The sequence below is a fragment of the Kribbella sp. NBC_00662 genome (genome assembly GCF_041430295.1).
Lineage (GTDB): Bacteria > Actinomycetota > Actinomycetes > Propionibacteriales > Kribbellaceae > Kribbella.
Genome location: NZ_CP109029.1, coordinates 5,154,571 through 5,179,365 on the forward strand (window position 1 = coordinate 5,154,571; position 24,795 = coordinate 5,179,365).

19 protein-coding genes and 1 riboswitch are annotated in these 24,795 nt (G+C 68.5%); of the genes, 3 read left to right on the forward strand and 16 right to left on the reverse strand.

What is annotated here, in order from left to right; translation table 11 throughout:
* The first annotated feature begins 50 nt into the window (after positions 1–50).
* Positions 51–761: a TetR/AcrR family transcriptional regulator gene (locus OHA10_RS25780; protein WP_371401331.1), complete on the forward strand. Its 711-nt coding sequence runs from the start codon at positions 51–53 to the stop codon at positions 759–761.
* Here OHA10_RS25780 and OHA10_RS25785 read toward each other — a convergent pair.
* From OHA10_RS25785 to OHA10_RS25835, 11 genes are all read right to left on the reverse strand, one after another.
* A complete protein-coding gene (locus OHA10_RS25785) occupies positions 758–1,564 on the reverse strand; it encodes a MerR family transcriptional regulator (protein WP_371401332.1) in 807 nt (268 codons plus the stop codon). The two genes, OHA10_RS25780 and OHA10_RS25785, sit on opposite strands and share 4 nt — an antisense overlap.
* 9 nt (positions 1,565–1,573) lie before the next feature.
* Entirely contained in the window at positions 1,574–2,857 is a 1,284-nt protein-coding gene (locus OHA10_RS25790) for an amidase family protein (RefSeq protein WP_371401333.1), read from the reverse strand.
* A gap of 33 nt (positions 2,858–2,890) precedes the next feature.
* Positions 2,891–4,045, reverse strand: a complete 1,155-nt coding sequence (locus tag OHA10_RS25795; protein ID WP_371401334.1) for an amidohydrolase family protein — start codon at positions 4,043–4,045, stop codon at positions 2,891–2,893.
* A gap of 129 nt (positions 4,046–4,174) precedes the next feature.
* The gene (locus OHA10_RS25800; protein ID WP_371401335.1) at positions 4,175–5,353 is read right to left on the reverse strand and encodes a M20 family metallopeptidase; all 1,179 of its coding nucleotides are present in this window, start codon (positions 5,351–5,353) and stop codon (positions 4,175–4,177) included.
* 17 nt (positions 5,354–5,370) lie between these two features.
* On the reverse strand, positions 5,371–6,942 hold the full coding sequence (atzF, locus tag OHA10_RS25805; RefSeq protein WP_371401336.1) for an allophanate hydrolase: 1,572 nt from the start codon (positions 6,940–6,942) through the stop codon (positions 5,371–5,373).
* Entirely contained in the window at positions 6,939–8,927 is a 1,989-nt protein-coding gene (locus OHA10_RS25810; RefSeq protein ID WP_371401337.1) for a 5-oxoprolinase/urea amidolyase family protein, read from the reverse strand. The genes atzF and OHA10_RS25810 overlap by 4 nt, the downstream gene beginning before the upstream one ends.
* A complete protein-coding gene (locus tag OHA10_RS25815) occupies positions 8,921–9,538 on the reverse strand; it encodes an urea amidolyase associated protein UAAP2 (RefSeq protein ID WP_371401338.1) in 618 nt (205 codons plus the stop codon). Before OHA10_RS25815 ends, OHA10_RS25810 begins: the two co-directional genes overlap by 7 nt.
* Complete coding sequence (locus OHA10_RS25820; RefSeq protein WP_371401339.1) at positions 9,535–10,140, reverse strand: DUF1989 domain-containing protein; 606 nt, start codon at positions 10,138–10,140, stop codon at positions 9,535–9,537. The genes OHA10_RS25815 and OHA10_RS25820 overlap by 4 nt, the downstream gene beginning before the upstream one ends.
* The gene (locus OHA10_RS25825) at positions 10,137–11,708 is read right to left on the reverse strand and encodes an amino acid permease (protein ID WP_371401340.1); all 1,572 of its coding nucleotides are present in this window, start codon (positions 11,706–11,708) and stop codon (positions 10,137–10,139) included. Before OHA10_RS25825 ends, OHA10_RS25820 begins: the two co-directional genes overlap by 4 nt.
* 60 nt (positions 11,709–11,768) lie before the next feature.
* Positions 11,769–11,883: riboswitch (guanidine-I (ykkC/yxkD leader) on the reverse strand.
* Positions 11,884–11,980: 97 nt separating this feature from the next.
* Positions 11,981–12,919, reverse strand: coding sequence for an NAD-dependent epimerase/dehydratase family protein (locus OHA10_RS25830; protein ID WP_371401341.1), 939 nt, complete (start codon positions 12,917–12,919; stop codon positions 11,981–11,983).
* A gap of 71 nt (positions 12,920–12,990) precedes the next feature.
* Complete coding sequence (locus tag OHA10_RS25835) at positions 12,991–14,391, reverse strand: serine hydrolase domain-containing protein (protein ID WP_371401342.1); 1,401 nt, start codon at positions 14,389–14,391, stop codon at positions 12,991–12,993.
* Between the two features lie 37 nt (positions 14,392–14,428).
* Here OHA10_RS25835 and OHA10_RS25840 point away from each other — a divergent pair, with 37 nt between their 5' ends.
* Positions 14,429–15,325, forward strand: a complete 897-nt coding sequence (locus OHA10_RS25840; protein ID WP_371401343.1) for a diacylglycerol kinase family protein — start codon at positions 14,429–14,431, stop codon at positions 15,323–15,325.
* 30 nt (positions 15,326–15,355) lie between these two features.
* On the opposite strand, the gene pulA is transcribed toward OHA10_RS25840, so the two are convergent.
* The 5 genes from pulA to OHA10_RS25865 form a co-directional block, all read right to left on the reverse strand.
* On the reverse strand, positions 15,356–21,007 hold the full coding sequence (gene pulA, locus OHA10_RS25845) for a pullulanase-type alpha-1,6-glucosidase (protein WP_371401344.1): 5,652 nt from the start codon (positions 21,005–21,007) through the stop codon (positions 15,356–15,358).
* 76 nt (positions 21,008–21,083) lie between these two features.
* Positions 21,084–21,806, reverse strand: a complete 723-nt coding sequence (locus OHA10_RS25850; RefSeq protein WP_371401345.1) for an NAD-dependent deacetylase — start codon at positions 21,804–21,806, stop codon at positions 21,084–21,086.
* Complete coding sequence (locus OHA10_RS25855; RefSeq protein WP_371401346.1) at positions 21,803–22,357, reverse strand: GNAT family N-acetyltransferase; 555 nt, start codon at positions 22,355–22,357, stop codon at positions 21,803–21,805. Before OHA10_RS25855 ends, OHA10_RS25850 begins: the two co-directional genes overlap by 4 nt.
* 13 nt (positions 22,358–22,370) lie before the next feature.
* Positions 22,371–22,583, reverse strand: coding sequence for a sulfurtransferase TusA family protein (locus OHA10_RS25860; protein WP_371401347.1), 213 nt, complete (start codon positions 22,581–22,583; stop codon positions 22,371–22,373).
* The gene (locus OHA10_RS25865; protein ID WP_371401348.1) at positions 22,580–23,695 is read right to left on the reverse strand and encodes a cysteine desulfurase family protein; all 1,116 of its coding nucleotides are present in this window, start codon (positions 23,693–23,695) and stop codon (positions 22,580–22,582) included. The genes OHA10_RS25860 and OHA10_RS25865 overlap by 4 nt, the downstream gene beginning before the upstream one ends.
* A gap of 94 nt (positions 23,696–23,789) precedes the next feature.
* On the opposite strand from OHA10_RS25865, the gene coxB reads away from it, so the two are divergent.
* A complete protein-coding gene (gene coxB / locus OHA10_RS25870) occupies positions 23,790–24,677 on the forward strand; it encodes a cytochrome c oxidase subunit II (RefSeq protein WP_371401349.1) in 888 nt (295 codons plus the stop codon).
* Positions 24,678–24,795: the final 118 nt, after the last annotated feature.

The following is a 24,795-nucleotide window of genomic DNA, read 5'->3' on the forward strand; positions in this document are numbered from 1 at the left end:
CGAACACTGTTCTACTACCGAACAGTGTTCGCGTCAAGTACAGTGTTCGTATGACCCAACCCCCGTGGCAGCCGATCACCCCCGCGAAGCCCACCCGGACGCCGAAGGAGCCGCTCAACCGGGAGCGGATCGTCGACGCCGCGATGCGGGTGCTGGTCGAGTCGGGGTACGAGGCGGTCTCGATGCGGAAGATCGCGCAGGTGCTCGGCACCGGGCCGGCGTCGCTCTACGCGCATGTCGCGAACAAGCGCGAGCTGGATCAGCTCCTGGTCGAGCGGGCCGCCGCGCAGATGGAGTACGACGAGCCGGTGGATCCGGCCCGCTGGCAGGAGCAGTTGAAGGCGATGATGCGCGAGATGCTGCGGGCGATGCGGGCCAATCCGGGTGTGGCGCGGGCCGCGATCGGCGCCGTACCGCTGGGGGAGCGGGCGTTGATGAGCACCGAGCGGATCCTGGCGCTGCTGAAAGCCGGCAACATCCCGGACCAGGCGGCCGCGTGGGCGGTCGATCTGATTCCGCTCTACGTGACCGCGATCGCCTTCGAGGAGACAGTGCAGAGCGCGTCGGACTGGACGCCCGAGGATGTCGAGCGATTCGTCAGCGGACTCCGGTCGTACTTCGAGTCGCTGCCGGCCGATCGCTTCCCGCTGACGGTGGCGCTCTCGGGCCCGCTGACGTCCGGCGCGGCCGGTGACGAACGGTTCGAGTTCGGCATCGCGGTGATCACGGCCGGTCTCGCTGCGCTGGCCGAAAAGCCCTAGTCCAAGGGTTCCTGGAGCTCGGTCACCCACCCGGCGGGATCGTCGGGAGTGTCAAGGTAGAGCTCACGAGCGGGTTCGCCGGCTCGATGACCGTTCTCGTCGACCCAGCGGGCCAGCGCCTGCCAGGACGGCAGGACCTGGTCGATCGAGCCGCGATGCACGAGAGTCGGAGCGCGAACCGCGGGCAGGTCGATCACTTCGAGGCCATTGAGGTTGCCCCCGGCATCGACCGCGGCCGGCACCGTCGCCCGTACGACGACCTCGTCCTCGGACTCCGGATTGCGTTCGTACAAGCAGGTCAGTCGGCCGGACGGGCGAACGTCCGCATCGGGCAGCCGGCGGCCGAGCTCCGCGCAGAGCGGACGCACCACCGGCGTGATGTCGTCAGGTGTGAAGCTGGCCGCGGTCGCCGTCAGGCCGACGAGGCGGACGGCGGGCAGCTCCTTGACCACGACATCCGCGGCCGGGCCGTCGCCTTCCAGGCTGCGCAACCGGGACTCGACCTGGGCGAGTCGCGCGTAGCTCTCGGCCACTGTGGACTCGAGTTGTGCCCGCCGCAGCGTGAGCATCGCGCGCAGCTCGTCCGGGCCGAGTTCATTCATCGCGCCGACCTGTTCGAGCGTGAAGCCGAGATCCTTCAGCGCGACGATCCGGTTCAGGTCGGCGAGCTGCCCGGCGGTGTAACTGCGGTAGCCGGTCGACGGGTCGACGTACGCAGGCCGCAGCAGGCCGAGGGCGTCGTAGTGCCGCAGCATCCTGATCGACACCCGCCCGTGCCGCGCGAACTCACCGATCGCGAACATGGGATGAAGTCAACCAGCCAGCAGTTCCGCGAACGTGATCGCGGTGTCGTCCTCGTGCCACGGCCCGATCACCTGGGCGCCGACGGGCAGACCGTCCTCGGTGCGTCCGATCGGCATGCTGAGGGCGGGGTTGCCGATCAACGACGCGTGTGCGATCCAGAAGACCTGCGCTTCGTGCGGCTGCCCGCCGATGATCGTCGAGCCGTGCGAGAAGGCGACCGTGAAGCTGGTCGGGCAGAGGAAGACGTCGACGTCCTCGAAGTACCGCTGCCATTTGGCGCGTGCGATCATCCGCGCCCGCTCGGTCGCGAGCAGCTCGTCGACGGTCAGCTCGGTCGGTTCGCCGCCGTGGAGCGCGAAGAACAGGCCGACCTGGTCGCCGAACTCCTCGGCCTGCCGGCTCGGATCCACGTCGTCCGGCCACCCCTCGGCGATCTTCGCCCCGCTCCGGGCCAGTCGGTCGATCGTCGCAGCCATCGCGTCGCCGACGTCGCTGGACACCGGTGCCGCCGGGTGATCGGTCACGACGCCGACGCGGAAGTCCTGCAGTCGACGGTGGCGTGGTGGGGTCAGCTGCCACGAGTACGGCGCATCCGGGCCGGCCGTGGCGCGGAGAGCGATGCGTAGATCGGCGGCGGATCGAGCGAGTGGTCCGATTGTCGACAAGTTCGGCAGTTCGCTGGGGAGGTACGGCGTACCCGGGACCTGGAAGCCGCGTTGCGGGACGAGGCCGTTGGTCGGCCTGAGTCCGTAGACCCCGCAGTACGCCGCGGGAAGCCGGATCGAGCCGACCAGATCGGAGCCGTATTCGAGGTACGTCAGGTCCGCGGCCAGCGCGGCCGCACTGCCGCCACTCGAACCGCCCGGCGTTCGGCTGTGGTCGGCGGGGTTGTTGGTCCGCCCGTAGACCTCGTTCGCCGTCTGCCCGAAGTCGGCGAGCATCATGTGCACGTTGCTCTTCCCGACGATGACCGCGCCGGCCCGCTGTAGCCGCTCGACGACGGTCGCGTCCCGATCGGCGACGTACTCCGCGAACGCCGGATTGCCCCACGTCGTGTGCAGGCCGGCGACGTCGATGGCGTCCTTCACCGTCATCGGTACGCCGTGCAGCGGGCCCGTCGGCTGTGTTCTATCGGCTGCATCTGCCGCGGCCAGTGCGTACTCGGGCCGGACCTCTACCACCGCGTTCACCTCGGTGTCCGCGGCGATCCTCGCCAGCAACTGCTCCGTCACCTCACGCGACGTGACCTGACCGGTGCGGATCTGCTCGGCGACCTCTCCAGCTGTCATCATGCGGCCGGTCTATGGCCTGACACAGTGTCAGAGTCAAACCCCGGAGCCGTTGTGAACGACCCGACGGATCCGATCCTCGAGTGCGGTGCAGTCCAGGTCGACACCATCCAGCAGGACCAGATCGGCCCGCTTGCCGACCGCGAGCTCCCCACGGTCATCCGCAAGGCCGAGCAACCGCGCCGCGTCGATCGTTGCCGCCCGCAGCGCACCGGCGTCACCCAGCCCCGCAGCGGCCAGGTGCCTGAGCTCCCACAACGCCTCCGAGTGGGGCCGAACGGGATTGTCGGTGCCCATCGCGATCCGGACCCCGGCGTCGATCGCCAGCCGCATCGACTCGCGATGCGCCTCGACCGCTCCTTCCGGAGCGTGTTCGGGGTCGGACTGCGTTACGGACAGCGTCGGCACGTACCAGGTCCCCGCCTCGGCCATCGCCGCGACCGCATCCTCGTCAAGGTACGTGCCGTGCTCGATGCTCGCCGCCCCGGACCGCGCCGCCAGCTCGACCGCCCGCGCTCCGTGCGCGTGCACCATCACCTTCCGGCCGCCCCGCCGTCTGGCCTCGTCGACGAGAGCGCACAGCTCGTCAGCGGTCAGCTCGATGTCGTGCACGCCCTTCCCGATCGCCATCGACCCGGTCGCGGTCACCTTGATCCAATCCGCGCCGGCCCGCACCATCCGCCGTACGACGGCCCGCGCTCCGTCGGCCCCGTCGAAGGTCGGATCCGGCAGCGACGGGTCCTCGAAGAAGTCGACCGGCCCGGTCCGCGGCGCCCACAGGTCCCCGATACCACCCGTAGTACCGACCTGCCGCAGGCTGATCAGCAGCTCCGGCCCGTCGATCCACCCCTTCTCCACCGCCATCCGCACACCCGCGTCCGCGCCCCACGCATCCCGCACCGTCGTCACACCAAGCCGCAACAACGTCCGCAACACCGGTACGGCGGACAACGGCCGCACCGACCGCGGCAACCCGAACGGATCAAGCCGCGTCTGCGCAACACACACGTGCGTATGACAGTCGATGAACCCCGGAACCAGCAGCCCACCACCACAGTCGATCCCATCGTCACCATCGAGCCCGACCCCGACGTCGACGATCCGATCACCTTCCACCACAAGGTCCGCCGTACGAACCTCCCCGGCCTCGACGTCGAGAACAGAACCGGAATGAAGAAGCAGACGAGTCATCCCCGCATCCTCGCAACCACAAGGACCAGGCCGACGCTGCAGACTTCACCTCACGTCCCGGTCAACACAACCCGTGACCTCGAACTATCGTGCCGGGTTGGCGGGTCGCGCGTGCTGGTGATCCTGTTGTCAGGTGAGGAGGCGGAGGGCTGTCAGGGCGTAGGTGCGGGCTGCTGTGACGAGTTCTGTGACGGGGACCGATTCGTCGGCGCGGTGGGCCTGGGTGGTTACCGAGCCGGGGCCCAGGACGACGACGGGTACGTCGAGGTCGCGGGCGATGTAGCCGCCGTCGCAGGCGGCGGTCCAGCCTGCGAGTGGCAGCGGTTGGCCGCCGGCGTCGAGGCGGGCGGCCTCGGTGATGCGGACCAGGTCGGCGTCGGCGGCGGTTTCGAAGGCGGGCATTTCCATCGGCATCGCGAGTTCGACGGTGAGGCCGCGGTCCTCGAGGCGGAGGGAGGCTACGCGACGGCCGAGGTCGGCGAGGACCTCGGTGGGGGACTCGCCGGGGAGGAGGCGGCGGTCGGCGACGACCACGCATTCGGCGGGGACGATCGAGCCGCCGGTTCCGCCGTTGATCTGGCCGACGCTCCACGTCGCCGGGCCGAGCAGGGGATGGGGTGCGGTGGCGAGCTCCGCGTGCAGGCGTTCGATCTCGGCGACGACGGCGGCCGCGCCGTAGATCGCGTTGGCGCCGCCGTCCGGGTTGCCGGCATGCGAGGCGCGACCGTGCACCGACACTTGCAGGTACGAGTCGCCGCGCGCAGCGATGATCGTTTGCAGGTCGGTCGGCTCGGCGGTGATACAGCCGACGTACTGCCGCTGCGCCTCGGCTATGTACGCGCGGATGCCCTTGCCGGTTTCTTCTTCATCGACGACTGCGGTCAGTTCGACCGGGCCGGTCAGGGGAGTGTCGCGGAGCGCGGCCAGGGCGATCAGGGCCGCGGCCAGGCCGCCCTTCATGTCGGAGGCGCCGCGGCCGTAGATGCGGCCGTCGCGGAGGAGGCCGCCGTACGGGTCGACCGTCCAGCCGTCGCCGACCGGTACGACGTCGGTGTGGCCGAGCAGCAACAGGCCGGGATCGTTGCCACCGGCAAGCGTGATGGACACGTTGTCGCGACCTGGTTCGACCGGCGACGTCCGTACGTCGAGCCCGAGGTCACGGGCCGCCGCGGCGAGGACGACCGCGGTGGCGGCCTCCTCGCCGGGCGGGTTCTGCCCGTGCGCCCGGACCAGGTCCTGCGTGACTCGCACCAGCAGGTCCTCGTCGATCCGGTCCAGCACCTTCTGTTCGGCGGGTGTCAGGCTCATGCCCACCAACCTTAGGCTCAGCCCCCGGACAGGTAGGAGCGCCAGCTCCCGGACGACGTGATGTCACGGCTCGGGTCGGCGGCGTCCGCGGTGCAGAGGAAGCCGAGGACCTGTCGTCCGTCCGACAGTTCGAGCGGCCCGATCGCGAGCGGCGGAGCGATGGTCTCAGCGAACCCACCCAGCTCGTCCGCCGCCATCCGCCACACCTCGACCTCGATCCCCGGCCCGTCCGCACCGGTCAGCGTCCGGGTCAGGCCAGGTCGAGGCCCGTCGACCAGGAACATCCGGTATGACGACGCGGTCCGCGCACTGAAGGCGAGCCGCGCACCCCGCCGTACCAGCTGATCGTTCAGCGGCTGGCCGGACAGGTGTGCGCCGGCGACCGCCAGCAGGATGTCGGTGTCGGAGGCAGGCACGGGCTCACCACACCAGACCGCGGCCAGATCGATCAGTGCACGGTCATGCCCGGCCGGGGCCAGCAGTTGGACACCGAACGGCAGGCCGTCAGTGCGATCCGGTCCGGGGAACGCGACCGCGCACAGGTCGAGCAGATTGACCATGTTCGTGAAGCGACCGAGCCGGCTGTTGACGCCGATCGGGTCCGCCGCTACCTCCGCGAGCGTGGGATGCCCGGGGGTGACCGGCAACAGCAGTGCATCGATCTCGGTCCACAGATACTCACTCGCCCGAGCGAGCGTCGCGAGCTGATCGAAGCCGGCGAACGCGGCCGACGCCGTCAACGCCGCACCGCCCCGCACGATCTTCCGCACAGTGGGATCGACGGCGGGATCGTCGTCGAGCTTGTCCCCGAATGCGAGCCACCGCTCAGCCAGCCACGGCCCGGAGTACAGCAGATCAGCCGCCTCCAGCAGCGGCCGCACATCCACCTTCACGACGTCACCCAGCCGATGAGCCTCGGCGAGCGTCTCCTGCCAAGCCGCCTCATGCAGCGGATCCAGCTCCAACCCCACATCCGGTACGCCGATCACGCGTCCGCCCCGAGGACGAGGCAGCTTCTCGATCCGCCGCGACCAGGCATCATCCGGGTCATAGGCAACCATCACGTCGTACGCCGCCCGCGCGGTCGCCACCGTGCGGGCCATCACGGTCACGCAGTCGAGCGAGCGACAAGCCGGTACGACGCCGCGCGCGGAGACGAGCCCGCGACTCGGTTTGATGCCGATCAGCCGATTGAACGCCGCCGGCACCCGTCCACTACCTGCCGTGTCTGTACCGAGCGCGAAGTCGACCTGGCCACTCGCCACGGCGACCGCACTGCCTGAGCTCGATCCGCCCGACACATGCTGATCCGAGAAGACCGAATGGCAGACGCCGTACGGCGACCGCGTACCGACCAGCCCGGTCGCGTATTGATCGAGGTTCGTCTTCCCCAGCGGTACGGCGCCGGCCGCGATCAGCCGATCGACCACGAACGCACTGCGCTCCGCGGGCAGGCTGTTGCGCGGGTCGCCGGCCGTCGTCGGCACTCCCGCGAGATCGATGTTGTCCTTGAGCGCCATCGTCAGCCCGTGCAACGGTCCGTCGGCCGCCTCGATCGGGTCGACGCGAGTGATCCACTCGTTGTTCATGCGCCCCACCGAGCCCGCTCGGCCTCGAACGCGGCGCGGCGTCTGGCCCGCACGGTCGCTATGTCCACAGGTGCCTCCTGCTCGATCCGGCGTACGTCGGAGATCGAGAACGTCGCCGGCGCGGTCTTCAGGTCTGCCCGTCCGGCGGCGATCTCGGCCCGCTCGTGGGCGAGCTGCTCCGCCGTCACCGGCGTGAATCTGATCAGGTCGAACTGCCTCAGCAACCAAGGCTGCTCGTCGGCGGGGGACAGCCGCCAGACCGGGACGGTGCGCCCGACCAGCTGGTATCCGCCGGGACCCTCCATCCCGTACACGCACAGGTAGATCCCGCCGATCCCCACCGCGTTCTGCGGTGTCCAGGTCCGGGCCGGGTTGTACTTCGTCGTGACGAGCCGGTGCCGCGGATCGATCGGCACCGCGACCGGCGCACCGAGATAGACGTCACCGAGACCGACCACCAGGTACGTCGCGGCCTGCACGATCTCGAACACCTCGTCCCGCGTGTCGAGATCGTTGACCCGCCGGATGAACTCGACGTTGTCCGGGCACCACGGCGCGTCCGGCCGGACCGAGGTCGCGTACCGGCGCATCGCCTCGTGTGCCTCCGGGTGGTCGAAGGCGATCGGCAGCACGACCTCCCGGGCCGGCAGCACCACGGTCTCCGGATCGTCGAGACCAGCGGCGAGGAACGCGAGCCGCTCCGCGAGCGCGGTCAACGCGAGCCGCGACGAGTCGACCGCGACGAGCAGCGACCGCACCCCTTCCACGATCTCGACAACGCCGGTCGGCCGGTTGTCCCGCAATGCCTGCGCCAGCAGGTGGATCCACACGCGGACGGTGAGGTCGAGTTCGGTTGGCCCGGCCTCGACGAGCAGATGCCGCTCGCCGGCATATCTGATGGTGTACGACGGCGCCTGCCCTGCGTCCCGGGAGCCCGCCGGGCCGGCGTCTGCCGATGCCCGGTGCAGAACCGTCGGGCGGTCGGGGGTTGCGGGTGACGAGGTCACGATCGCAGGAGGCTGGCGGAGATCGGTCAGCCATTGGCGCCGTACGCGGGCCGCCTCGGTCGCGACCTCCGGTGTCACCGGCACCAGCTGCACCGAATCGCCGGCACGGAGTTGGCCGAGCATCCAGCGGTCGGCTTCGATCACGACGGCGGGTACGACGAAGCCGCCGAGCGACGGGCCGTCCTTGCCGACGATGACCGGGGTGTCGCCGGACAGCATGATGCCGCCGACCGGGTACGCCGAATCGTGCACGTTCGACGGATGCAGACCGGCCTCGCCGCCGTCGGTGCGGGCCCAGCCGGGCGTGGGCCCGATCAGCCTGACGCCGGTCCGGTCGGACCGATGGTCGACGATCCAGCTGTTGGCAAAGAACGCATCGACGCCTTCCTCGGTGAGATGCTCAGGCGCTCCGTGTGGTCCGGGAATCACGCGCAGCTGCCAGGAGTCCGACATCGTCGGCAGCTCCACCGGCACCGGGGACAGCAGGTTCTCCTTCCGGCCGAGCGGAAGCTGATTGCCGGTCTCGAGTGGCTTGCCGTCGTGACCGCCGAACCCGCCGAGGATGAACGTCGACCGGCTGCCGAGTACCCGTGGTACGTCGAGCCCGCCCTGGATCGCGACGTACCCGCGCATGCCGGGACCGTCGAGCGAGCCGATGTCGAGCACGGAGCCGGCCGGCCATCGGACGACCATCCCGGGCTTGATCCGCAGATTGTCGACAGTCGCATTGCGGACCGCGCCGCCGACGCAGATCAGCCGATCCTCGTCGCAGGTGAGGACGGGTCCGGTCAGCACGCATTCCAGCCCGGCCGCGGTGTCCGGATTGCCGACCGCGGCGTTGAGCAGCGCGAACGTGAGTTCGTCGGCGGCCCCGGACGGCGGTACGCCGACATCCCACAGACCTGGCCGGCCGGCCAGATCCTGGATCGTCGTTTGGGTGCCTGAGGCAACAACTGTGACGAGCGCCAACGTCACCACCGGCCCAGCAACTGGACCGGCGTCGGGTTCCAGCCGTTGCAGGGATTGTTGACCTGCGGACAGTTGCTGATCAGGACGAGCAGGTCGCGGCTCGCGGTGATCTCGACGTACTTGCCCGGGGCCGACAGGCCGTCCTCGAACGTCAGTCCGCCGCTCGACGTCACCGGCACGTTCATGAAGAAGTTGACGTTGTGGGTGAGTTGACGCTGGCCGATACCGGCCTCCGCGCCGTACCGCAGGAACGTCTGCCGGCAGGCGTGCTGGTGGCGGGTGAACTCGCCGTACCGGATGACGTTGCTCTCCTGTGAGCACGCGCCGCCGACGGTGTCGTGCCGCCCGCAGGTGTCGTCGCTGATCACGGCGAGCTCGTCGAGTCTGGTCGACATCAGCCGCGATCCGGTGGTCAGGAACACGGCCCGCTGCTCGCGGATCGTGTCGAACGCGGAGTAGCGGTTGTCGATGTCGTGGGCGTCGTAGAACAGCGTGTCGACGGCCTGGTTCCCGTGCAGGTCGACGATCTGCAGGCGTCCGCCGGCGGGTACGTTCACGAGCGCGCCGTCGCCGGCTTCGACGACGGAATCGAGGGCGACGGTCGTGGCGGTGACGGTCATGCGATCAGCTCCCGGGTCAGGCGCAGCGCACGGACGGCTTCCTCGCGCAGTTCGGGATCCGCTACTTCGGCAGGCGATTCGAGCTGTACGGCGACGCTGCCGGCGGGACTGTCCGAGAGCGCGTGGGGCGCGGTCGAGATGAAGAGCAGCAGGTCCTGGTCTGCGCGCAGCGTGACGGTGTCACCGGCGTGCGCGTGATCGGGGATGAATGCGAGCGAGGCGCGGGGATCGTTCGCGACGGCGACCTTGCTGAAGAAGTTGATGCAGCCGTGCAGGTCGGCTTCGCCGAAGCCGTGCTTGGTCAGTTCGAGGAGGAGAAGCCGGTCGGGGAGGGCGCCGGTGAGGCAGTCGTGCCAGTCCAGGCTCGAGCCGATGACGGTCGCCAGCGCGAGGCCGCGGTCGGACATCAGCACCATGCCGGGTTTGATGCGAGCGGACATCTGGGACTTCAGCGTGTCCGGGATGTTGAGCCGATCGAGGCGGTCCGCGCCGATGATCAGCACCGTCGCGTTGGCACCGTCGGCGAGCGCGGTCAGCGTGATCGTGCGTCCCGCACGAACAGGTGCGGACCACGCCGCACTACCGGGAATGTCGTGGTTCATGCGCTGGCCCCCTCCGCCTCGATCGCCGGTGCGGCGGCGGGCGCGGGCATGCCGATTGACGCGTAGTACGCGGTGCGCTGCGCGCGGTACGCCAGGAGGCCGCCGGCCGCGACGATGGCGAGGGTGATCAGCGGGAGGTAGTGGAGGTACCAACCATCGCCGGCCGGGTCGTACACCTCCGCTCGCGGCCAGCCGAGGTTGATCGCCATCGCCAGTCCGTACGCGACCGCGACGACGTTGACCACCACGCCGAAGCGCCCGAGCGAGAACAGCGGCCGCCCGTTCTCGTCCACGCCGGCAGGCAGCCCGCCGCCGGTCAGGCGCCGTACCAGCAACGGCGTCGTGACCATCAGATACGCGACGTACAGCAACATGATGCAGACACTCGCGAGGCCCAGGAACAGTCCCGCGTTCCCCACGTTCACAACGAGGCAGACGGCGGCCAGCACACCTGGTACGACGGTCGCGGCCACCGGCGTACCGGTCCGCTCGGACACCTTGCGCAGCTGCCGCGAACCCGGCAGGACGTTGTCGCGCGCCATCGAGAAGATCATCCGTGCCGCGGCCGTCTGGATCGCGAGCGTGCACACGCAGACCGCCAGTGCGACGTCGAGCAGCAGCAGCTTGCCCGGCGTCGTACCCAGGCGGCTCGTCAGCACGTAGGGGAGGCCCTGGGTGGCCAGGTTTCCGTCGGTCAGCGACGGCGCGGCCATCAGCGCCGCGATGATCAGGAACGCACCACCGATGCCGGAGGCAACGACCGCACGGATGATCGTCCGCGGTGTCGTCGCGCGCGGCTTGTGCGTCTCCTCCGACAGTTCGCCCGCGCTGTCGAACCCGACCAGCACGTACGCCGCCATCAACGCCGAGATCAGCAGCGGTACGACGTACCCGGTCGAGCTGTCGAGGTTGGTCGTGTGCAGGACGACAGACGGACCGCGCTCGGCGCGCATTGTCAGCAATACCACGATCAGAACGACGCCAATCAGTTCACACGTCACGCCGACCGAGTTGACGAGCGCGGTGATCCGCACGCTGGTCGCGTTGAGCAGGGTCGTCGCGACCAGCAGGATGCAGCCGAGGAGTACGGCGTTCGCCGCGCCGTCCTTCGACGCGAGCGCCGGATCGCTGCCGACCAACTGGAATCCGGGCCAGACCGCGGGCAGTACGACCTGCAGCGCGATCGCCGCCGTCGCCAGCGTGATGATCTGCGCGATCACCATCGTCCAGCCCGCGAACCAGCCGACCACAGCGCCGCCGAGACGACGGGCCCACTGGTAGATCGCGCCGGACAGCGGGTACCGCGCGGCGAGCTCGGCGAAGCACAACGCGACCATGAGCTGGCCGGCCAGGACGGCAGGCCAGGTCCAGAAGAACGCCGTACCGCCGAAGCCGAAGCCCAGACCGAAGAGCTGGAAGACGGTGGTGAGAATCGAGACGAACGAGAAGCCCGCCGCGAACGACGCGTAGCTGCCGACGCGGCGCGAGAGTTGCTGGGCATAGCCGAAATGGCCGAGATCGCGTGCGCCCAGTTGATCCGTGGTCAGTGTTTCAGGGGGTGCTGACATTCCGGCCTCCGTTGGAGATCAGGCCCGGAATGCACGCACAGCAGCCCGGGGCCTTTCAAGGCCTCCCGGGCTTTTGTCCCGCCGTGGAACGACACCCTGCTACGAGCGTCGCCTCCCCTCTCGGACCAGACCTGCCGTCAGCTCGACCAGCAGCGGAACCCTAGGGGCGCCCCGCCGTCCCGGCGGGTCCTTTCCAGTTCAGGGCCCGCCGGTTTCAGCAGTCGTCCTCGCTTGTAACGCCGAAGTAAAGAAAACCTCTCACTGTTTCCGGCTCACAGCCCTTCACGGAAACCTTCGCGCCAGGACGCGTACCCGGGCTGCCAGTCGAAGGTCTGCTTCGCCAGCGTGTTGTCGGCCCCGCGGATCTCGGTGAACGCCGCGACCCCGACATCGCCGACCGCGAGCCGTCCCACCCAGGCCGGCACGTGCCGCGGCGGCTTCGCCCCGAGGATGCGAGCGAACTCCGGCAGCCAGACCGCGGCCTGCGCCGGGTCGTCGTCCGCGATCTGGAACACCCCGGTGACGTCGCTGTCGACCGCCTTCACCGTCGCCGACGCCGCGTCGTCGTAGTGGATGAACGACCAGACCCCGGTGCCGTCGCCGATCAGCGGCAGCCGGCGCTTCTGGATCAGCTCCACCATCGAGCCGCCCTTGCCGATGTCACCGGTCGGGCCGTAGAAGCTCGCGTACCGGAGCGCGACGCCCTCGATCCCGTCGGCGTTCAGCACCGCCGACTCGAGGTGCTTGATCCCGGCCATCGTCTGCTGCTGCGCGGGTACCGGGTTCGGGTCGAGCGGCTCCGCCTCGGTCTTGGTGGCGGATCCGCCGTGCTGCAAGTTCCAGCCGGCGTACGACTGGACGACGAACCGTCGTACGCCGGCAGCCTGGGACGCGGCGAGCAGGTTGTCGGTGCCTTCGGTCCGCAGCCGGTTCGTCATCGCGAAGCTGTCGTCGAAGTGCTTGAAGTCGATCCCGCCCTTGAGCGCCGTCATCTGGTGGACGACGACCTCCGGGCGGACCTTCGCCACGGCCGCACGGACCGCGGCGGCGTCGAGCCCGTCCGCGAGTACGACGTCCGCCCCGAACGACCGCACGCTGCTCGCGCCGGACTCCGACCGGGTCATCCCGGTCACCTCGTGCCCGGCCGCGATCAGCTGCGGTACCAGCGACCGGCCCAATCCACCGGTCGCGCCTGCTACCAAGACCTTCATGTCATCCTCCGTCGTCTGTTGTTACGACCCGGAGGACACGCGGCGGCCTCAGCTTTGTGACATGACCCGGATCACACCTCGGACGTCAGCGTGAACTCGGTCGGACCGAACGACACGTTCAGCTCGCCGTCGACGGTCATCGAGTCACCGGCGACCCGGCAGGTGAACTTGGCAACGAACGGCGTCTCGACCCAGCGGAGCGTCGCCACGAAAGCATCTCCGTCGCCGTACGCGCTGGTGAGGACCCGCATCCCCGCCTCGGGGCTCGCGTCGTCGACGCTGCCCGGGGCGGACTGCTCCTGCCAGTCGCCGGGCGCGCAGACGATCTCATGCGTCCCGCCCCCGCCGAACTCCTCGAAGGTGAACACACCCGTCCCGTCCGCGTCGAGCCGGACGGCGGTCAGCCCGGCGTCGTTGCGCTCGGTGAACCGATAGGTCCGCCCGTCCCCACCGACCGGTGCCGAACCAGCCGGCGGCAGCAACTCCAACCGCGCCGGACGCGGCACCGACGGGACCTCCTTGCCCTCCAGCGCCGGCAGCAGGAACTCCCAGACGGTGTTCAGGATCGCCTGCATGTTCGTCGTCGCGCTGGTGATGATCAGCGCGGTGTCGTAGTCCGGGAACACCAGGCAGTACTGTCCGAAGGCGCCGTCGCCGCGGAAGGTGTTGTGCCGCCCGCGCCAGAACTGGAAGCCGTAGCCCTGCTTCCAGTCCGGATTCTCCTCGGTGTCGTTGGGGACCTGCTTCGAGGTGGCCGCTTCGTACCACTCGGCGGGGACGAGCTGCTTGCCGTCCCACTGGCCGTGCTGCAGCAGGAGCTGCCCGAAGCAGGCCAGCGACTCGGTGTTGATGCTCAGACCCCAGCCGCCGGTCGTGATGCCTTCCCGCGACACCTGCCAGGTCGCCTCGGTCGCGCCGAGCGGCTCGAACAGCCGTGGCCGCAGGTAGTCGAGCAGTCGCTCGCCGGTCAGCCGCTGCACGATCGCGGACAGCATGTACGTCGCGCCGCTGTTGTAGACGAACACCGTGCCGGGCTCGTGTGCCACCTCGAGGCCGAGGAAGATCTTCACCATCCGCCGGTCGCGGCTGAGCGCCTCGACGGTGTCCTGCGAGTGCCCGGTCGTCATCGTCAGCAGGTGCCGGATCTTCATCGCGGCCAGGTTGTCGCTGACCGTCTCCGGCAGCTCGTCGGCGTCGAAGAACGAGATCACCGGGTCGTCCAGCGACAGCAGCCCCGCGTCGATCGCCAGCCCGACGCCGGTCGAGGTGAAGCTCTTCGACACCGAGAACAGCAGATGCGGATCCTCCAGCCGGTACGGCGCCCAGGCCTCCTCGAGCACGACTTGGCCGTGCCGCAGCAGCATGATGGTCTGGATCTCCGGCTCCCCGGCGTCGAGCGCTCCGACAAAACTGTCGAGCGCCGCGGCGGACAACCCCTGGGCTTCTGGCGTACTCCGTGGAAGTCTGCTCACGCCGAGCACGTTATCTCTACGAACGGACAAAAATAAGGTGAGTCCTGCCAGGCGGGCAGCCGTCATCGTGAATCCGGTCAAGGTCGACGTCGACCCGTTCCGTCGTACCGTCGAGACCGCACTGACCGAACGGGGGTACGACGCCCCGCTGTGGCTGGAGACGACCGAGGACGACGCCGGGGTCGGGATGGCCCGGCAGGCGATCGAGGAGAAGGTCGATCTGGTGCTGGTCGCCGGTGGCGACGGCACGGTCCGGGTCGTCTGCGCCGAGCTGGCCGGGACCGCCATCCCGGCCGCCGTACTGCCGGGCGGGACCGGGAACCTGCTGGCCCGCAACCTCGGCATCTCGCTGGAGATGGACGACGCGCTGAACGAGCTCCTCGACGGTTCGGACCAGCGGATCGACAGCGTGCAGATCAAGGGTGATCAGCTGCCGGACGACCGGTTCGTGGTGATGGCCGGCCTCGGCCTGGACGCCGCGATCATCGACGACGCGCCCGACGACCTGAAGAAGCGGGTCGGCTGGGCGGCGTACGTCGTCTCGACGCTGAAGAACCTGAACCACCCGTTCGTCCACGTCGAGATCACGATCGACGACCAGCCGCCGGTACGCCGCCGCGCGCGGACCGTGGTGATCGGCAACGTCGGCACGCTGCAGGCGAACATCCCGCTGTTCCCGGACGCGTCACCCGACGACGGCCGGATCGACCTGGTCGTGCTCGCGCCGCGCCGGCTCAGCCACTGGCCCCGGCTGGCGCTCGGGCTGGTGATCAAGTCCTGGCGCGAACGCGGTATCGAACGCTTCACCGGCAAACGCATCCAGGTCCGCGCCGACCGTGCGGCACGCCGCGAGCTCGACGGCGACACGATCTCCGAGGGCACGACGCTGGTCGCGGAAGTGGATGCGTCAGCGCTCGTCGTCCGCGTGCCCTGACGGCCGCACATGTGTCAGCTTCGCCGGGCTCTAACGCTGCACGAGTACGGCGACAGTCCGCGGCGGGACTGTTGCCGTGCCGGTGGCGACATTCCATGTCGTCTGCTTGACCACCGCGTCCGAGCCGCCGGCCTGCACCGGCGAGAGTGACAGGTTGGCCCCGGTCAGGCCCGATACCTGCTGGGTGACGGTGCTTCCTGTCGAGTTGAAGACGACCACGACGCCCTTCAGTGCCGGGTCGACATTCGGTCCCACGGTGTCGTCGATTCGCATCGTGATGACACCAGGGGTGGCGTCGCTGACCGGGAAGCTGAGCTTCTGGTTGATCAGGTCGGCGGTGCCGAGGCGGAACAGTGGTGTGGAGAAACGGAGCTTCAACAGATCCGCCGCGGCCGCTGACGCCGCCGACACATCGGCGGCGGTCGGCTTCAGCGCCGGGTTGGCGAGCAACGGCTTCATGTACGGCCACTTGGCCTCGTTGTCGGCTTTCGGCGGCAGGCCGTGACCGAAGCCGTTGTCGGCGCCGGTCCAGTCGAGCGTGTTGAACCAGTCGCCGGAGTCGTACGAGTTGCGGTCCAGCGACTTGCTCCGCAGCAGGTCCGCGCCGGCGTGCCAGAACGACGGTGTCTGCGCCAGCGCGGTCGTTGCCAGCGACAACGTGTTCATCCGGATCCGGTCCGGCATCGGCAGGTCCGTGGGCAGCTTGTACGTCAGCGTGTCCCACAACGTTTCGTTGTCATGGGCATCGACGTAGCTGATCACCTCGTCCGGTTGATCGGCGTACCCGGCCGGCGAGCCGTTGTAGTCGACGCCGTCGCCGCGCACCGTCGTACCCGACTCGACCGAGCGGAAGGTGAACGAGCGCAGGTTGCCGGCCAGGCCGAGCTGGACCAGGTCGGTGTCGTGCGCCAGCCGCTTCGCGCGGTCGTCCGGTGAACCGTTGATCGGGTCGCCGTTCGGGTCGCTCGCCTCACCGGAGCCGAAGCCCTGGATCCGCGGATTGTCGTCAAAAGGACCACCGCCCCGGACGGCGTCGCGCATCCGGTCGGAGAACGTGCCGATCCCCGTGCCGCCGAGATTGCCCTGGCGGGCCTGGACGAACAGCGCGTCGTTCGCGACCTCGCCGAAGTTCCAGCCCTCGCCGTACAGATAGATCGACTTGCCGTCGACGCCGTCCTTGGCCGGCGTCAGCTTGTCGAGCGCGGCGCGGACCTTCAGCATGTTCGCCTTGCTGTGGTGGCCCATCAGGTCGTAGCGGAAGCCGTCCACGTGATAGTTGCGAGCCCAGCTCACGGTGCCGTCGACCATGATCTTCTCGGCCATCGCGTGCTCGGTGGCGATGTTGCTGCAGCAGGTCGAGGTCTCGACCTTGCCGGTCGCGTTCAGCCGCTGGTAGTACCCGGGCACGATCTGGTCGAGCACCGACGTCGGCGCCTCACCGGCGGCCGGCGTGTGGTTGTAGACCTGGTCGAGTACGACCCGCAGTCCGGACTTGTGCAGCCCGCCGACCATCGTGCGGAACTCCGAGACCCGCGCCAGTCCGTCCTTCCGGGTCGCGTACGAACCCTCCGGCGCGAGCCAGTGGTACGGGTCGTAACCCCAGTTGAAACCGTCCTTCGCAGCCACGGCCGTCACGCACGCCTGCTGCTGGTCGGAATCCGGCGGCAACGCCTTCAAGTCACACGCGGGAGTCTGCTGTCCGGTCTCGGGGATCGATGCGATGTCGAAGGTCGGCAAGAGGTGGACGGTGTTCAACCCGGCCTTGGCCAGTGCTTGCAGGTGCTTCGTCCCGTCACCTTGGTCTGCGAATGCCAGATAGGTACCGCGATGTGCGGCCGGCACCGTGCTGTCGTTGATCGAGAAGTCGCGGACGTGCAGCTCGTAGATCGTCGAGTCGACACCCCGTGCGAGCTTTGGCGACGGGGTCTTCGCCCACAACGCCGGCTGCCCGGCCGGGTCATTCAGATCCGCCGCAACGGAGTACGTCGAGTCTGTGGTCAACGCGACCGAGTACGGGTCGGTGACGACATTCGTCTCCACCTTGCCGGTGCTCGGCGCGTAGACCTTGACCTCGAACCGGTACGACGCGTTCTTCCACGAGCGGGATCCGGTGACCACCCAGGACCCGTCGTCGTTGCGCTTCATCGGGACAGCCGCCGAGCCGACCAGGAGTCGCACGCTCTGCGCGGTAGGTGCCCACAGTGTGAAGGTCGGCACCCCGGCCTTCCAGGTGACGCCGTACGAACGGTTGGCGGCGTTCCCGTACACGTCGTCCAGCACGCCGGGTATCTGCACACCCGTTGCGTCCAGCAACCGGCCCGCGTCGTCGTACTGCGCCAGGCCGAGTTGACCGGTGAGGATCTTGCGGACGTCGGCATTGTCCAGACGGAGCGTCGTGTAGCCCGGTTTCACGACCTTGGAGTCGTATCGCAGGCTTGTCGACAATCCGCCGATGTCGTCCGCGTCGACCTTCAGCGAGCCGGTGTCGGACCAGTGCAGCCGCCAGCGGTACCGCTCCGGGTGGGCGACGGCCGGCACGGCGAGCGTGTTGCGGTCGAGCCAGTACGCCTTGGCCTGGCTCAGGTCCGGCGTCGCGCCCGGCTTGGACGTCGTCACCGTGAACTGATGCGTCGCGAGCACGTACGAGAACGTGACCACGAGCCCGTCACTCGGCACCGAGACCGGCACGTTGTTCGCCGGATAGCTCTCGTCCCAGGACAGGTTGTGCGCGACCTTCGCCTCATAGTTGCCCGCTCCCAACTCGCTGGTGGACCAGGTGTACGTCCCGTCCCCGTCCTCGTCGGTCAACCAGGGTCGCATGCAGGACGGGTCCCAGTCGGCCGGACAACCCAGCTCGGACTGGAACGACCCGGGCACGGTGATGATCGGCCCCTGCGCGCTGGAGGTGACGTAGTGCCGCCCGTGCTCGTAGTAGAAGGTCACTGGCCCGCTGGGGCCGGTGTAGGAGATGTTCGCGCCGTTCGCGACCCCGCCGGCGCCGTAGTTCTCGTCCCAGGTCTTGTTGATCGCCGCCTTGTAGGCGTGCTCACCGGCCAGGTTCGTGTACGTGCCCTTCCACACCTTGTCCTTCGGGTCGAGCGTCAACTGAGCCTGGTCGCAGTCGGGCGCCCAGTCCCCGGCACAACCCATCTCGCTGTTGTGGTCGCCCGGCACGCTGACGTTCGCGGGCTGTACGACGGGACCGGTGCCGCCACCGCCGCCACCTGCTGCCGGTGCGTCGCCGACGACGCCGTACGACCCGGACACCGAGTAGTTGCCCGCCGAATCCCGCAGTACGGCGCGGTACTCGAGCAGCGTGCCCTTCGGCAGCCCGGACACGTCCTGGTAGACCCGGTACGGCGCGTTGTCGTCCGCACCGAGCCGCTTCCACGCCGTCGTACCCACCGGGCGGTAGCCGAAGGTCACGGTGACCGGAGTGTTCGCCGGCACCGCAGCAGCGATCTCAGCACGCCCACCGACCGTCGCACCGAGTTCTGGTGAGCTCATGTAGACGGCAGGTGCCTTGGCAGGCTTCGGGACCTTCGTCTGGGCCTGGTAGACCGTGACGGAGAGGGGAGCCTGGCTGAGGGCCACACGGCCTTCACGGTCGGTCTTTACCGACTTGGAGCCGCCGTAGACCGGCTTGAGCCACGTGTTCGGCCCGTACGTCGGCACCGTCGCGGACGCCGCCGTCTTCGAGTTGTTCGCGACAACGAGGTACTCGACGTTGTCGCTGCCCAGCCGGCTGAACGCGTAGAGCCCGTTGGTGTTGGACGAGTACCGGTGCACCTGCCGACCGTCCGACAGCGCCGGGTACTTCGCCCGCAGCTTCGCCAGCGCCGCGATGTGCGTGTACATCGGCGAGTTGACGTCGTATCGGTCCTTGCTGCCGATCGTCGTCGTACCGGTGCCGTCGACGACCTCGTCGTCGGCGTAGTCGGCGGTCTTGGTCGCGAACATGTCCTGCCGTGCGTCCTTGTCGCCACCCGGACCGGTGAAGCCCTGCTCGTCGCCGTAGTAGATGACCGGCTGGCCGCGCGTCAGATACATGAGCGAGTGCGCGAGCTCGTCCCGCTGCAGGAGCTCCTGGCCGTTCGCGCCACCCTGCTTGAGGAACGTGCCGACGCGGCCCATGTCGTGGTTGCCGAGGAACGTCGGCAGCTCGTACGCGTTCGAGTCGGTGTCGGTGTAGTAGTCGTCGTCGGCGTAGAAGTCCCGCAGCCTGGTACTCGGATCGCCCTTCGCGTAGGCGACCGCGTTCTGCTGGAACCCGAAGTCGAGCGTCGCCTGCAGATCGCCCTTGGTGGTGTACGTCGACATGAACTGCGGGTTCGCGTCGAAGACCTCGCCGAACATGAAGAAGTTCTTCGACCCGGCGCTCTTGGCCGCGGCCAGGATCTGCGGGGAGAACTTCTGCCAGAACTCGATGTTCACATGCTTGACGGTGTCGATCCGGAACCCGTCGATCCCGAACTCGGCCCAGGTCTTGTAGACGTCGATCATCCCGTCCCGGACCTTGGGCTGCTCGGTGAACAGGTCGTCCAGCCCGACGAAGTCGCCGTACTCCGCGCTCTCACCGGCGAAGGTCGAGTCGCCGCGGTTGTGGTACAGCGTCGGGTCGTTCAGCCAGGCCGGCACCTTGACGGTCGCGTCGGCCGGGGTCCGGAACACCGGCACGTTCGGGAAGCTCGTCTGCGCGTCCAGCGGCGGGAAGGTGTCGCCGCCGGCGTACTGCTTGTCGTCGAAAACGTTGCCCTGAGCATCCTTGTACGGCGAGGTCGACTTCGGGATGTAGCCGTAGTTGTGGGACTGGTAGTCGATCACGTCCGCGGTGTGGTTGGTGATGATGTCGAAGAAGACCTTCATCCCCTTGCGGTGCGCGAGGTCGATCAAGCGCTTCATGTCCGCGTTGGTGCCCAGGTGCGGATCGATCTGGGTGAAGTCGGTGATCCAGTAGCCGTGGTACCCCGCGCTCACGTTCGCGCCCTCGCCCTGCACCGGCCGGTTCTTGAACGACGGCGTCAGCCAGATCGACGTCGTACCCAGGGACTTGATGTAGTCGAGCTTCTGCATCACGCCGGCCAGGTCGCCGCCGTGGTAGAAACCCTTGTCCGTCGGGTCGAGTCCGGTCTGCAGCCGATCGCCCGTCAGCCCGCCGGCGTCGTTCGACTTGTCGCCGTTCGCGAACCGGTCCGCCATCAGGAAGTAGAACCGTTCCTTGGTGAGGTCCGGTCGCAGACTCGGCGACGCGAGGGTCTTGTCGGCGGCCGTCACGGTCGACCCAGCCAGGTCGACGGGCTTGACCGTCACGACGTGACTGGTGTCGTCGTAACTGAACTGCAGCTTGGCCGGGCCCTGGATCTGCAACGGGATGTTCGGCCCGTTCAGCACACCGCCGGCGCCGTAGTTCTCGTCCCAGCCCTTGTTGATCGTGACCTTGTACTCGTACGTCCCGGCCGGCACGTCGAACACCTTCGTGTACGGCGCGCCCGCCCCGAGGCTGGTCGCGTCACAGCCCGGATCCCAGTCGGCCGGACATCCGAGCTCGTTCTGCAACGAGCCGGCGAGCGTCACGACGCGCTCCGCGGCGACCTGCGCCGGCGCCGGTGACGCCGTACCCAAACCCAGCACAACCACTGCGGCCGCGGTGACCCCTGCCGTCCAACGCCTGAACCCGCGCATCACGGTTCCCCTCCCGCCGACTCACCCTTGGGCCGGACGCTAACCCGCGGCCTTTACCGTGAGGAGGGCTCGAATGTCACGGTAAGGTCACGAGGTCCGGCAGGGTGGTCTCGATCGGGGTCCGCAGGACGGTCGTGGCCTGTTCGTCGTACGGCGTCGGCTGGGCGTTCACGATGATCAGCGGCTTGCCGGCGTTCAGAGCGAGGTCGCAGAGACCGGCCGCCGGATAGACCTGCAGTGAGGTGCCGACGGCCAGGAACAGGTCGGCGGCCTCGGTGGCGGCGACGGCCCGGTCCAGTACCTCGCGGTCGAGCGACTGGCCGAAGGAGACCGTCGCCGACTTCAGGATGCCGCCGCAGACCTCGCAGGCCGGATCCTCGTCACCGGACTCGAGCCGGGGGAGTACATCGGCCATCGGGATGCGGCGACCGCAGCGCAGACAGTCGACGTACCAGACCGTGCCGTGCAGCTCGTGGACGAGTGACGGCGACGATCCGGCCTTCTGATGCAGTCCGTCGACGTTCTGGGTGGCCAGGCCGGTCAGCCGGCCCTGCCGCTCCAGCTCGACCAGTGCGAGGTGGCCCGGGTTCGGCTCGGCTGTCCACGCCGGCACGGCGAGGCGGTGCTTCCACGTCGCCACGCGGACCTCGCGGCTGCCGACGTACTCGTCGATGTCGAACATCGCCTCAGCGGCCGGGTCTTTCGTCCAGACACCCTGCGGTCCCCGGAAGTCGGGGATCCCGGATGCGGTCGAGATCCCGGCCCCGGTCAGTACGGCGATGCGTTCGGCGTCGATCACACCTTTGACGGTATCCACTCGGATGCCAGGATCGACATCACGATCTCGTCAACCCGTTCGCCGTCCCACAGCAGCGCATCCCGCAGTACGCCCTCGACCTTGAAGCCCGCCTTCTCGTAGGCGCGCTGGGCCCGCGGGTTGAACGCGTAGACGCCCAGGCTGATCCGGTGCAGCCCGATCTGACCGATCCCGTAGCCGACGATCAGCCGGGTCGCCTCGGTGCCGAGCCCGCGACCCTGGCCGGCCGGGCCGATCAGGATCCGGAAGTTGCAGCTCTTGTTGTCCGGGTCCCAGTCGTTCAGCACGGTCTCGCCGACGACCACTCCGGAGGCCCGGTCGACGATCGCGAGGTCGAGCCGGTCGGTCTGGTCCTTGCGGGTGCGCATCCACTCCCGGGCGCGTTCCTCGCTGATCTCCTGGTGGCTCCCGGTCAGGCGGGCCACATCCGGGTCGTCCATCGCGGCGGCGAGCGCTTCGTAGTCACCCTCGTCCAGCGGTCTCAGTACGACGAGATCGCCGGTCAGAGTCGGTTTGTGTGCGAAGTCGGTCACCTGGCCGAGTCTGTCAGCTGACGCGCCGTACGACGTAGCGTTTTTCGGCGGCTTCGACGAGTTCCTGGGATCGCATCCGGCACCAGGCCGGGATGTCGACGGCAGCGGCCGGGTCATCGGCCAGCACGGTCACCGTCTCGCCGACGGCAACAGTCGGTACCGCCTTGGCCAGTTTGATCACCGGGAGTGGACAGAGCAGGCCGCGGCAGTCCAGCTCGATGTTCACATCCCCACCTCCGCCCGGATCCGCTGCACGATGCCCGGCAGGACCTGGCAGAACCGGTCGACATCGTCGTACCTGGTCTCGCGGCTCAAGGACACCCGCACGTTTCCATGAGTCAGTACGCCCATCGCGGCAAGGACATGCGAGGGCTTCAGGGTGCTCGACGTACAGGCGGAGCCGCTGGAGACCGCGAAGCCTTCCGCGTCCAGTGCGGTCACCAGGGCCTCGCCGTCGACGTACAGGCAGGAGAACGTGAGGATGTGGGGCAAACGGTCGTCCGGATCGCCCACCACCTCCACATCAGGTACGTCGGCCGGTACGCGTCGCCGTACCTCGTCGATCCAGGCTCGGTGGTTCTTGTTGAGCTCCTCGGCTTCACTGAGCCGGGCCTGCAGCGCGGCCGCAGCGGCCAGCGTGTTGGGTACGTCGGGGAAGCCGGGGGAGAGGCCGTCCTCCCGCTCGTCCATCGGCCACGCCGGGGCGATCCGCGTCCCCTTCCGCACGGCCAGCAGCCCGACACCCGCCGGCCCGCCCCACTTGTGCGCACTGGCCGTCAGCACCGACCAGCCTTCCGGGATCACGTCATGTCCGACCGACGCGGACGCATCGACAAAGAGCGGCACGTCCCGGCAGTCCTGGGCGATCGCTGCGATTGGTTGCCTAGTACCTACTTCGTGGTTGGCCGACTGGACGGCCGCCACCGCGACACCTGCTTGCTGTACGGCGTGCGCGAAGGCCTCCTGATCCACTCGGCCGCGAATGTCCACCCCGACTTCCACACTCGCGTCCCCAGCACTGTGGTGAACGGCGGAGTGCTCGACGGCCGAGTGGACAACCGTCTGACCGACCCGCCGGCGCGCGGCCCGTACGGCGGACAGACCGGCCCGGATGGCCGTCGTACCGGAGGTGGTCAGGTAGAGCTCGTCGGGGCGTACTCCGATCGCGTCCGCGAGCACCGCGCGGGCGTTGTCCAGCAGCAGCCGGGCGGTCCGTCCTTCGTGGTGCAGACGCACCGGATCGGCCCATCCGGAATCCACTGCCGACAGCAACATGTCCCGTGCTGCCGGGTGCATCGGCTCCGCCGACGCCGCGTCCAGATACCCACGCTCGCTCACACGGGAAACGCTAAGCCCTACCTATGCGCAGGACGGCGAAAGGTGTCCAGTAGTGTTTGGTCGTCAGTCTCACTTGGGAAGGGAAAGGCGCCCCGTGGGTTCGAACGGCACGCCCGGAGTGGAGGAGCGACCGGCAGGTTCTGCCGGCGCCACACGTCCGGCGAAGCGTCGCCTGCTGGTTGGCAGTGCAGTGGTGCTCGGCACCCTCCTGCTGACCGGTTGCTCGACGGCGACCACTGAGCAGTGGAAACGACTCGGTCTCCCCGAGGGCGCATCCGACCGGACCGAAGCGGTCCGAAGCCTCTGGATCGGCGCGTGGATCGCCGCGCTGATCGTCGGCGTGATGGTCTGGGGCCTGATCCTCTGGGTCTCCGTGCGGTACCGCAAGCGTAACGACGACGCACCCCGGCAGGTGCGGTACAACCTGCCGCTCGAGGTGCTCTACACGCTGGCGCCGTTCGCGATCATCGGCGTGCTGTTCTTCTACACCGTGGAGCACGGCAACAAGATCACCGCGATGTCGGGCGACCCGCAGCACACCGTGAACGTGGTCGGCCAGCAGTGGCAGTGGACCTTCAACTACAAGGACACGGTCGACGGGCAGCAGGGCGTCTGGGAGACCGGCACGATGGACAAGCCGGCCACCCTGTGGCTGCCGGTGAACGAGTCGGTCCACTTCGACCTGACCTCGCCGGACGTGATCCACTCGTTCTGGGTGCCGTCGTTCTACTTCAAGCTCGACGTGATCCCGGGCCGGACCAACAAGTTCGAGCTCACCCCGACCAAGATCGGCACCTTCGAGGGCAAGTGCGCGGAGCTCTGCGGGCTCTACCACAGCCGGATGGTCTTCAGCGTCAAGGTCGTCAGTCGCGACGACTACGACTCACACCTCCGTGAGCTGGCCGCCAAGGGCCAGACCGGCGCCGCCACCGGAGGCTCCGACGCCACCACCATTCCCGGCACAGGAGAGGGCGAGAAGTGACCGACTTCGCCGAGCGCACCGGCGCCATCGGTACCACCACCGCGTTGCCGCGGCGGCGCACCAAGGGTCAGATCCTGGTCAAGTGGATCACCACGACCGACCACAAGCTGATCGGGCA

Coding starts and splice junctions, on each gene's coding strand:
- OHA10_RS25780 (WP_371401331.1), top strand. CDS start 51: ATGACCCAACCCCCGTGGCAGCCGATCACCCCCGCGAAGCCCACCCGG.
- OHA10_RS25785 (WP_371401332.1), bottom strand. CDS start 1,564: ATGTTCGCGATCGGTGAGTTCGCGCGGCACGGGCGGGTGTCGATCAGG.
- OHA10_RS25790 (WP_371401333.1), bottom strand. CDS start 2,857: ATGATGACAGCTGGAGAGGTCGCCGAGCAGATCCGCACCGGTCAGGTC.
- OHA10_RS25795 (WP_371401334.1), bottom strand. CDS start 4,045: ATGACTCGTCTGCTTCTTCATTCCGGTTCTGTTCTCGACGTCGAGGCC.
- OHA10_RS25800 (WP_371401335.1), bottom strand. CDS start 5,353: ATGAGCCTGACACCCGCCGAACAGAAGGTGCTGGACCGGATCGACGAG.
- atzF (WP_371401336.1), bottom strand. CDS start 6,942: ATGAACAACGAGTGGATCACTCGCGTCGACCCGATCGAGGCGGCCGAC.
- OHA10_RS25815 (WP_371401338.1), bottom strand. CDS start 9,538: ATGACCGTCACCGCCACGACCGTCGCCCTCGATTCCGTCGTCGAAGCC.
- OHA10_RS25820 (WP_371401339.1), bottom strand. CDS start 10,140: ATGAACCACGACATTCCCGGTAGTGCGGCGTGGTCCGCACCTGTTCGT.
- OHA10_RS25825 (WP_371401340.1), bottom strand. CDS start 11,708: ATGTCAGCACCCCCTGAAACACTGACCACGGATCAACTGGGCGCACGC.
- OHA10_RS25830 (WP_371401341.1), bottom strand. CDS start 12,919: ATGAAGGTCTTGGTAGCAGGCGCGACCGGTGGATTGGGCCGGTCGCTG.
- pulA (WP_371401344.1), bottom strand. CDS start 21,007: ATGCGCGGGTTCAGGCGTTGGACGGCAGGGGTCACCGCGGCCGCAGTG.